At 40.9% G+C, this 237-nt stretch carries 1 protein-coding gene; it reads right to left on the bottom strand.

Annotated features, from left to right (window positions below; genetic code table 11):
• On the bottom strand, positions 1 to 237 hold a 237-nt coding region (locus ACTHSL_RS14210), incomplete at both ends, for a DUF3600 domain-containing protein (RefSeq protein ID WP_440381758.1).

Here is a 237-nt window from a genome sequence, read left to right on the forward strand (position 1 = left end):
TTTCTAATGTCATTGCTCCGGCATGTTTTTTTAAATTCTCAAAAGATCCATATATACCATCCGCCATAATAGATTGGTACGCAAAACCTGTCGTCGGGATTAAAAGAGCTGCTGCAAGTACTCCTGCGATAAGGCGTTTCTTCCTCTTACTCCCGCCGTGCTTCATTTTTATTTGCACGATTACTTTTTCTTTTAAATCCGGCGGGGCAACAATACCCTTTGCTTCTTCTTGTATAG

Source organism: Neisseria sp. P0008.S010 (genome assembly GCF_051962715.1).
GTDB classification, from domain to species: Bacteria; Pseudomonadota; Gammaproteobacteria; order Burkholderiales; family Neisseriaceae; genus Neisseria; species Neisseria elongata.